The organism is Cupriavidus sp. R6-3 (assembly GCF_059772245.1).
Genome location: NZ_JCBAJO010000180.1, coordinates 1 through 9,439, shown reverse-complemented (window position 1 = coordinate 9,439; position 9,439 = coordinate 1). Strand labels below are relative to the sequence as shown.

General features: G+C 69.2%; 10 protein-coding genes. 7 read left to right on the top strand and 3 right to left on the bottom strand.

What is annotated here, in order from left to right; all coding sequences use genetic code 11:
• From AC6EI8_RS20420 to AC6EI8_RS20410, 3 genes are all read left to right on the top strand, one after another.
• Positions 1-211, top strand: a 211-nt coding sequence (locus AC6EI8_RS20420) for a hypothetical protein (protein ID WP_498382728.1), incomplete at its 5' end; no start/stop codon positions are given.
• Positions 211-873, top strand: a complete 663-nt coding sequence (locus AC6EI8_RS20415) for a TetR/AcrR family transcriptional regulator (RefSeq protein ID WP_149318075.1) — start codon at positions 211-213, stop codon at positions 871-873. The genes AC6EI8_RS20420 and AC6EI8_RS20415, both read left to right, overlap by 1 nt.
• Before the next feature lie 253 nt (positions 874-1,126).
• A complete protein-coding gene (locus AC6EI8_RS20410; protein WP_498382727.1) occupies positions 1,127-1,945 on the top strand; it encodes a hypothetical protein in 819 nt (272 codons plus the stop codon).
• 70 nt (positions 1,946-2,015) lie between these two features.
• Here the strand turns inward: AC6EI8_RS20410 and AC6EI8_RS20405 are convergent, their stop codons facing one another.
• Together AC6EI8_RS20405 and AC6EI8_RS20400 are read right to left on the bottom strand one after the other, a co-directional pair.
• A complete protein-coding gene (locus tag AC6EI8_RS20405) occupies positions 2,016-3,032 on the bottom strand; it encodes an aldo/keto reductase (RefSeq protein WP_407648607.1) in 1,017 nt (338 codons plus the stop codon).
• 157 nt (positions 3,033-3,189) lie between these two features.
• On the bottom strand, positions 3,190-4,125 hold the full coding sequence (locus AC6EI8_RS20400; protein WP_149318078.1) for a LysR family transcriptional regulator: 936 nt from the start codon (positions 4,123-4,125) through the stop codon (positions 3,190-3,192).
• A 133-nt stretch (positions 4,126-4,258) separates the two neighbouring features.
• Here AC6EI8_RS20400 and AC6EI8_RS20395 point away from each other — a divergent pair, with 133 nt between their 5' ends.
• The 4 genes from AC6EI8_RS20395 to AC6EI8_RS20380 are packed head-to-tail and all read left to right on the top strand — an operon-like array spanning position 4,259 to position 8,624.
• A complete protein-coding gene (locus AC6EI8_RS20395; protein ID WP_149318079.1) occupies positions 4,259-4,489 on the top strand; it encodes a DUF3311 domain-containing protein in 231 nt (76 codons plus the stop codon).
• 10 nt (positions 4,490-4,499) lie between these two features.
• Positions 4,500-5,882 carry a sodium:solute symporter family protein gene (locus AC6EI8_RS20390; RefSeq protein ID WP_226105231.1) on the top strand — a complete coding sequence of 461 codons (1,383 nt, stop codon included), beginning with the start codon at positions 4,500-4,502 and terminating at the stop codon, positions 5,880-5,882.
• 52 nt (positions 5,883-5,934) lie between these two features.
• Positions 5,935-7,590 (top strand): amidohydrolase, encoded by a 1,656-nt coding sequence (locus AC6EI8_RS20385; protein ID WP_498382726.1) that lies wholly within the window; start codon positions 5,935-5,937, stop codon positions 7,588-7,590.
• On the top strand, positions 7,587-8,624 hold the full coding sequence (locus AC6EI8_RS20380) for a CobW family GTP-binding protein (RefSeq protein WP_498382725.1): 1,038 nt from the start codon (positions 7,587-7,589) through the stop codon (positions 8,622-8,624). Before AC6EI8_RS20385 ends, AC6EI8_RS20380 begins: the two co-directional genes overlap by 4 nt.
• Positions 8,625-8,672: 48 nt before the next feature.
• Here the strand turns inward: AC6EI8_RS20380 and AC6EI8_RS20375 are convergent.
• Positions 8,673-9,439 (bottom strand): TRAP transporter large permease subunit (locus AC6EI8_RS20375; protein WP_498382724.1); only part of this gene is annotated, 767 nt, incomplete at its 5' end.

The following is a 9,439-nucleotide window of genomic DNA, read 5'->3' as shown; positions in this document are numbered from 1 at the left end:
GGTGCTGGGCGGCATGCTGCTGCGCACGCGCACCGCGCCGGTGTCGGTGACGCCGGAAGGCGCCGAGGCGGCCGATGGTGCCGCCGGTGGTGCGGTCGATGGTGTTTCCGGTGGTGTTTCCGGTGGTGTCGCCGGCAGTGTCGCCAGCGGTGCCCCCGATCATGCGCCCAACACGGGCATGGCCGCGCCCCAGGGCGGCCATGCAGCCTGATGGTTACCGCGTTGAAGTTCGCCGTCGAGCCGCCGCCGCGCTCGACCTATCGCCACGGCGATCTGCGTCGCGCGCTGATTGACGCCGGCATCGCGCTGGCCAGCGACGGCGGCCCCGACGCGGTCGTGCTGCGCGAGGCCACGCGCCGCGCCGGCGTGGTGCCCAATGCCGCCTACCGGCATTTCGCCAACCGGCAGGCGCTGTTCGAGGCGGTACGCGCCGCGGCGCTGGCCGCGCTGGCGGTGGCAATGGAAGCGGAGCTGGCCGCAGCGGCCGCGCAGGTCGACGGCAACGATCCGGTTGCGAAGGCCCGCGCCAACCTGCGCGCCATCGGCGCCGGCTACCTGAAGTTCGCGCAGACGCAGACGGGTTTGTTCCGCACCGCCTTCGCCACGCCGACGATGGTGGAAGACGACCGCGATCCCGCCAAGGCCGGGCCCAGCGGCCTGAATCCCTTCCAGCTGCTCGGCGCCGCGCTGGACGCGCTGGTCGCGACCGGCGTGCTGCCCGCCGAGCGGCGCCCGGGGGCCGAGTACCTGGCCTGGTCGGCGGTGCACGGGCTGGCGCTGCTGATCATCGACGGGCCGCTGCGCCATGCCGACGAAGCGCAACGGATTGCGCTGGGCGAGCGCGTGCTGGCGATGGTGGAGAAAGGGCTGTAGCCGGCGGTCCGGTCTGACGTTAGCCTGGGTCCCGCCGCTCGTTGCGAGCGGGATGGCGACGTGGATGGCGGCGTGGATGGCGAGGTGGATCTGGACGCAGATCGGGACGTCATTGCGACCGCAGGCTTCGGTTCACACTCGCATGGCGATGCGGTAACTCATCGCTATGCGCACATTCCGCACACGTTTCCAGTAGTCCGCGTCCGCAATGCCGGCAAAGATGGCGCCTGCATTTCACTCGACGAGGACGCATATGTTCACCGTACTGAAATCGTGGTTCCTTGGCGTCCGCGCGCCGCTGTATCTCTCCGCCACACCCGCCACCGGGCGCCTGACGCTCGCCGAGCAGCAGAACGACGAGGTCTCCATCGCGTTCATCCGCGCCGATGTCAACGCGCCGGCCACCGCGGCGCGCGGGCACGGAATGGCCATCGTGGAGATCTACCGCAGCAGGCAGAGCCGCGCGGAATACCTGGCCGAGTGGCTGGCGGCGCAGGCCGAGATCGGCGGGCACGTGCGGTCTTCCACCGCCGGCAACTGCCCCGGCGACACAGGCAGGCAACTCCCGGCGGGCAACGGCCGCAGCGATACAGGCGGGCAACTCCCGGCCGGCAATAGCCCCGGCGACACAGGCAGGCAACTCCCGGCGGGCAACGGCCGCTGCGATACAGGCGGACAACTCCCGGCCGGCATTAGCCGCAGCGATACAGGCGGGCAACCCTCGGCTGGCTGCGGCGAACGGCGCGTCGCCACGATATCGCACGATCGGCGCGAAGCGTTACGCCCGCACGCTCGACGCAATGCGCCGGCGCGGCCGCTTCGTCCCGCCCGGTTCCGCGGCCCGCAGCGGTCCGGGGACACCAGCACGGACCTCGATCGTCCCGCCCGGATTCATCCGCCAGGGATGGAACCCTGCCTGCCGAAGCACGCCGTGCACATCTCCCGTTGCATGACCGAACTGGGCCAGGACGAGCCGTCGGGGGCCGCCGGGATGGTCAGCATCGGGACGTTGGCGGGGGTCGAGGCGCTGGGACTGTCCCGCTCGATCCAGGACTTGGGGCGAGGGTGGTGAGGCGCCCCCGGCGAGCCGCCATGCCGCAAGAGGCCGCAGCGCTGCGGGAGCGCCGGGCCGCACGGCTGCGCTAGCCCGCCGCCACCTTCACCGGCCGCCCCGTAAACGGATAGCTCGGGTCGGTATAGCCCGGCGTGGACGGGTGTCCGGGCGCCACCAGCGCATCGACCATCGCTTCTTCCTCGGGCGAGAGCGCCGCGCCGATCGCGCCGAAATAATCCTCGAACTGCGCCAGCGTGCGCGGGCCGGCAATCACCGAGCTGATCAGCGGGTTGGCCAGCACCCATGCGGTCGCGAACTGGCCGGCGGTCAGGCCGCGGCCCTCGGCGTGGGCCTTCAGCTGCTGCGCGATGACCAGCGATTCCTCGCGGAATTCGGTCTGCATCATGCGGCGATCGGCGCGTCCGGCGCGGGTGCCGGCCTGCGGCGGTTGTCCCGGCACGTACTTGCCGGTCAGCACGCCGCGCGCGACCGGGCTGTAGGGCACTACGCCGAGCCCGTAGTATTCGCAGGCGGGCAGTATCTCGACCTCGGGCATCCGGTTCAGCAGGTTGTAGTAGGGCTGGCACGCTGCCGGCCGCGGCACGCCCAGCTGATCGCACAGCCGCGCGATTTCCGCGATACGCCAGCCGCGGAAGTTCGACACCGCCCAGTAGCGGATCTTGCCGTCGCGCACCAGATCGCCCATCGCGCGCACCGCCTCCTCGAGGTTCTCGTCGGCGAAATCGCGGTGCAGGTACAGGATGTCGATGTAGTCGGTCGCCAGCCGGCGCAGGCTGTCCTCGACCTCGCGCAGCATCCAGACGCGCGAGTAGTGCCCGCGGTTCGGCGCCGAGCCCATCGCGTTGCCCAGCTTGGTGGCGAGGATCCATTCCTGCCGATCGGCCTCGATCAGCCGGCCCACCATCTGCTCGGAGCCGCCCTTGCTGTAGACGTCCGCGGTGTCGATGAAATTGACGCCATGGTCGCGCGCGCTGGCGACGATGCGGCCGGCCTCGGCCTCGTCCGTCTGGTCGGCGAACATCATGGTGCCCAGGCACAGCGCGGACACCTTCAGATTGCTGCGGCCCAGGCGGCGGTATTCCATCTTGAATTCGGACGTGGCGGACATGGGATTCCTCGTATGAGAAGGGACAGGGAAGAAGAGGGAAGCGGAAGCGGAAGCGAAGAGGGCGCAAGCCGGTGGGCACCGGTGGATACGAAAGGGCAAGGATACAACGGGCAGCGCCGATGGCGCAGGGCGTTCACCGGCGCGTCGCCGACCCGGCCGGCTCCGCCGACACCGTCTTCCACTGCGCCCGCGTGAACGCGTACAGCGATTCCAGCGCCGGCGACAGCGAGCGCGCCGCCATGCGCGCGATGCCATAGCGGCCGCGCCGGCGCGCATCCGGCGGCATCGGCACCTCCGCCATCCGGCCCTCGGCCCGCTCCTGCCGCGTGATGGACAGCACGCCGAACAGCAGCGTATCGGTGGTCAGCGCCACGCTGCGCAACACGTCGAGGTTGTCGCAATGCAGGGTGATCAGACGGTCTGGCGCGGCCTCCGGTCCCCACAACTCGATCAGCTGGCGGCCGATGATGGCGCTCAGCGTGGTCGACGCGACCGGATAGGCGCGGATCGCCTCGATATCGAGCCGGCGCTTGCGCAGGATCGGATGGCCCGCGCGGCAGACCAGGCCGGCGCTCAGCTCGCCCAGTGTTTCCAGCTCGATGTCGTCGGCGGCGCGCAGCACGTAGGCATCGCCGACGATCGCGTCGATCGCTTCGCTGCGCAGCTGCTCGAGCAGCGCGCTGGTGGCGCCGGTCTCGGTGCGGACACGGATGCGCGGATGGGCCTGCGCCATATGCGCGAGGAAGGGTGTGAGCAGCAGCGCGGCCGGCGCGGGCGCCATGCCGATCGCCAGCGAGCCTTCCTCGCCGCCGCGCAGCAGGTCCAGGTCGCGCCGCAACTGCCGCTCTTCGAGCCGGATGCGCCGGGCGCGCTCGGCCACCAGTTCGCCGAACACCGTCAGCCGCGCGCGCCGTGCGCCGCGGTCGAACAGTTGCGCCTTCAGTTCGTCCTCGAGCGCCCGAATGCTGCGGCTCAATGCCGGCTGGGTCAGATGCACGGCCCGCGCGGCCTCCGAGAAGGTGCCGTGCTCGACCACCGCCAGCAGGTGAAGCAGCTTCTGCGTATCCATGCCGATCCGTTATGGAAGTCGTTCGATATTTGCATTTGAATCATACATCGCGGCTCCCTATGATGGCTCCACAACAAGAGCGGGCGACCCCTCGGCGCACCGCAAACCGGCCATCGGACCACGGAGACAAAGCATGCTCAAGCTGTTCATCGGTCTCGGCATCCCGTACCTCGGGGTGATCGGACTCCTGCCCTGGGTGGCGTCCGTCGAGCGCTTCGTGCTCGGCGTTCCCTTCATCTACGCCTGGATCTTCGCGTGGTTCGTGTTGACCTCCGGCTGCATGCTGCTGTGCTGGCTGCTGTTCGACCGCCACGCGTCCGACGATGCCGCCGGCGATGCCGCAGATGCGCGGCATCGCGCCTGAAGGAGCCGCCATGACCACCGCGGTATTCCTCGGCTTCATCGCGTTCTCCCTCTACCTCGCGATCCGCTCCCGCCAGGGACGCGGGGCGCAGAGCGTGCACGACTTCTTTGTCGCGTCGCGGCAGTTCGGCGCCTATCTGGTCTTCTTCCTGGCGGCCGGCGAGATCTACAGCATCGGCACGATGGTCGGCTTTCCCGGCGGCATCTACGCCAAGGGACCGACCTACGGCATCTGGTTTCTCGGCTATATCCTGCTGGCGTACCCGCTGGGCTATTTCCTCGGCCCGCGCATCTGGCGCGCCGGCGCGCGCTACAACGCGATCACGTTGCCCGACCTGTTCAAGGGCCACTACGGCAGCCGCGCGCTGGAGTTGATCGTCGCCGCCTCGTCCATCCTGTTCCTGCTGCCCTGGGGCCAGCTGCAGTTCACCGGCCTGGTGGCCGCGCTCAAGGGCCTGGGCTGGCATTTCGATCCGCTGCACCTGGTGCTGATCTCCGCGGGGCTGGCCTTTACCTATATCGCCATCTCGGGCGTGCGGGCCTCGGCCTACATCGCGATCCTGAAGGACGTGCTGATGGTGGTCGCGATCGTCGCCACCGGCGTGGCGGTGGGCTGGAAGGCCGGCGTCGGCGACGTCTTCCATGCGGCCAGCATGCAGGTCAGCAATCAGATGAGCGACACGCAACTGCGCTTCTCGATGAGCACCATGCTGTTCCAGGCGCTGGGCTTCTACATGATGCCGTTCGCGGTGCAGAACTTCTTCACCGCGAAGAGCGCCAACACGATCCGCCGCACGCAGGTTGCCATGCCGCTGTACATGCTGATGTATCCCTTCCTGGTGCTGGCGTCCTACTACGCGATCAGCCAGAACCTGCAGCTGGCCTCTCCGAACGAGGCGTTCTTCGCCGCGGCGGTGCGCCTGCTGCCGGACTGGCTGCTGGGCCTGGTGACTGCCGGCGCGGCGTTGTCGGGCCTGCTGGTGCTGGCCGGCATCTGCCTGGCCATCGGGCCGATCGTCGCGCGCAACCTGCTGCCGGGCCTGCCCGAGCAGCGGCAGAAGCAGGGCGCCAAGGTCGTGATCGCGATCTACCTGGTGCTGTCGATCGTGATGACGCTGGTCACGCCGAACCTGATGCTGACGCTGATCAATACCACCTACTACGGCGTCACGCAGTTCTTCCCCGGCGTGATGGCGATCCTGTTCTCGTGGAAGGTCAGGCCGCTGGCGATCGCGCTGGGCATTCTGAGCGGGCAGGCGCTGGCGATCGCGCTCTATGTGCAGCAGGCCGATTTCGGCGGCATCAACGTCGGGCTCGTCAGTCTCGCGGTGAACCTGCTGGTGACGGCGCTGGTGAACCTGGTCCCGCGGCCGGCGCGCATGCAAGCGGCATGACCTCCTCCAGGACCTCGCCTCCTCGCCAGACCTCCCACCTTTTCACGCAACGATGACTCCTCACGAAACGGCGCGCACGCAAATATTCCAGGCGCGCAAGATCCTCACGATGAATCCCGCGCAGCCGCATGCGACCCATGTGGCGGTGCGCGACGGCAGGATCGTCGCGGTCGGCGAACGGGGCGACATGGCGCGCTGGGCGGATGCCGATGTCGACGACACCTTCCGCGACAAGGTGCTGATGCCGGGCCTGGTCGAAGGCCACTGCCATCTGATGGAAGGCGCGATGTGGGAGGCGGTCTATGTCGGCTACCTCGATCGCCGCGACCCCGACGGCCGGCTGTGGCGCGGCCTGCGTACGCTCGATCAGGTCATCGACCGGCTCGCCAGCGCTGCCGCTCGCTTGCCCGATGCCGACACGGCGTTGCTCGCCTGGGGCTTCGATCCGATCTACTTCGGCGCCGGCCGCCTCGGCGTGCAGCAACTGGACCGGGTCTCGGCCACGCGTCCCATCGTCGTGATGCATGCCAGCGTGCATCTGATGAACGTCAATTCGGCAATGCTCGCGCTCGCCGGCATCGACGAGGACACCGATATCGAAGGCGTGCACAAGGACGCGCAGGGCCGGCCCACCGGCGAATTGCAGGAGTTTGCGGCGATGTTCCCGGTCCACCGCGTGATCGGCAAGGGCCTGTCACTGGCGGCGGCCGAAGACCCGCAGGCGGTGCGCCGCTTCGGTCGGGTGGCGCAACTGGCGGGCGTCACCACCGCGACCGACCTGGTCAGCGACCTGTCGCCGGCGGGGCTGGACACGCTGCGAACCGTCACCGCCGACGAGGCCTTTCCGCTGCGCATCGTGCCCGCCTTCGCCCCGCAGCGCAATCCGGACGGCGGTGCCGAGCGCGTGCATGCCGCCGCGCGGACGGGCAGCGACAAGCTGCACTTCGGCCCGGTGAAGTTCATCGTCGACGGTTCGATCCAGGGCTTTACCGCGCGCCTGCGCGCGCCCGGGTACGTCGGCGGCCAGCCCAACGGCCTGTGGCTGATTCCGCCGGCCCAGCTGCTGGACTGCTTCACGCCGTTCCATCTGGCCGGCCTGCAGCTGCATATCCATACCAACGGCGACGAGGCCACCGAGGTCGTGCTGGACGCGCTCGAGGCGATGCTCGCCCGCCATCCGCGCGCGGATCATCGGCACACGCTGCAGCACTGCCAGCTCGCCGATGCCGCGCAACTGGCGCGCGCCGCGCGGCTCGGGCTGTGCATCAACTTCTTTTCGAACCATCTGTACTACTGGGGCGAGGCGCACGCCAGCCAGACCGTCGGCGCGCAATGGGCCGCGCGGATGAACCCCGCGCGCTCCGCGCTGCGGCTCGGCATTCCGGTCGCCATCCATTCCGATGCGCCGATCACCTCGCTGAACCCGCTGTTCACCGCATGGTGCGCGGTGCAGCGCCAGACGGCGGAGGGCCGCGTGCTGGGCGAGGGGGAGCGGCTGAGCGTCGGCGAGGCCTTGCACGCGATCACGCTGGGCGCCGCGCATACCCTGCATCTGGACCACGTGATCGGCAGCATCGAGCCCGGCAAACTTGCGGATTTCGCGGTGCTGGAGGACGACCCCAGCGCCGTGGCGCCGCAGGACCTGAAGGACCTCCGGGTCTGGGGCACGGTGCTGGGCGGGCGCGTCTTTCCGGCGCCGGCACGATGAACGCCCCGCCGCCCATTCCTCTGGTGGTCGTCGGCGGCTATCTGGGCGCGGGCAAGACCACGCTGCTGAACCGGCTGCTCGCCCATGCGCGGGGGCGGCGGATCGCCGTGCTGGTCAACGACTTCGGCGAGATCAATATCGACGCGGCGCTGATCCGCGCGCGCAGCGGCGACGTGATCCAGCTCGAGAACGGCTGCATCTGCTGCTCGATCGGCGGCCGGCTGGCCGATGCGCTGCTCGCCATCGCAGCGCGAGCCGAGCGTCCCGACCTGCTGGTGATCGAGGCCAGCGGGGTGTCGGATCCGCAGCGGATCGCGCAGATCGGCCTGCTCGATCCTGCGTTCCGGCTCAACGCGGTGGTCGTCGCGGTCGACGTGGCGGGAGTAAACGATGCCCTCCGCGATCCGCTGGTCGGCGACATGGTGCGGCGGCAGATTGCCGGCGCGTCGGTGCTGGCCCTGACCAAGGCCGATCTGGCGGACGCGGCCACCGTCTCCGCCGTTGTTGCATCGGTCGGTGAACTGGCGCCACGGGCTGCCGTGCTGACCGCACGGCATGGCGATCTGCCGCTGTCGGTCTATCTGGACCGTCTGGACCATCTGGATCCTCAGGACGCCGGGCCGCCGCTCGCGCCGACCGTGGGCCCCGCACCGACCGGGCCCACCGCGCCCACTGCGCCTAACGCGCGCACCGCGTCCGGCGTGTTGCTCTCGCGTGGGAGCCGGCACTGGACCCGCCCCGACGCGCTGCATGCCGGCATCCTGACCTTCTCCTACCGGACGGACCGGGCGTTCGACAAGGCGGCCCTGCGGCAGGCGCTGAAGACGTTGCCGGTGCGACTGCTGCGGGCCAAGGGCCTGGTGGCGTTCGATGGCGATCCGCGCGCGCATGCGGTGCACCTGGTGGCGGGGCGGATGTGGGTCGAGCCCGCCGGACACGCGCCGCAAGACGGTTCGGCGCTGGTCTTCATCGGCCCCTTCGATGCGGCCGACAAAGACACGGTGCGCGGCTGCCTCGACGCGGCGCTGGCATGATGCGCCGGCGATGGCGCACCGATGGCTTGCCCACGGCTGGGCGTCGGCTTACTGATACAACACCTTCGGCAGCCACAGCCCGATGTCCGGGAACATGTACAGCAGCACCAGCGCCACCACCTGGATCGCCATGAACGGCAGCATGCCGCCGAAGATCTGGTTCAGCGTGACATGCGGCGGGGCCACGCCCTTCAGGTAGAAGGCGGCCATCGCGACCGGCGGCGACAGGAAGGCGGTCTGCAGGTTCAGCGCGACCAGCAGGCCGAAGAACAGCGGATCGATGCCGAAGTTGTCCAGCAGCGGCACGAAGATCGGCATGAAGATGATGATGATCTCGGTCCATTCCAGCGGCCAGCCCAGCAGGAAGATGATCACCTGGGCCAGGATCATGAACTGCAGCGGCGTCAGGTCCATCGACATCACCCACTGCTCGACCAGCGCCTGCCCGCCCAGCAGCGCGAACGCGGCCGAGAAGATCGACGAGCCGACGAACAGCCAGCAGACCATCGCGCTGGTCTTGGCGGTCAGGAACACCGACTCCTTGACCACGCCATAGTTGAGCTGGCCGTAGGCGGCCGCCAGCAGCGTGCCGCCGAGCGCGCCGACCGCCGCCGCCTCGGTGGGCGTGGCCAGGCCGAACACGATCGAGCCGAGCACGGCCAGGATCAGCACCGCCAGCGGGAAGAACGACGACAGCAGCTGCTTGAAGATCTCCATGCGCGCGAAGTCGAAGCGCCAGTAGAAGTAAGCCATCGCCACGCAGACCACGGCCAGCGTGATCCAGAACCAGTTTGGTACCTGCGGCGCGGTGGCCG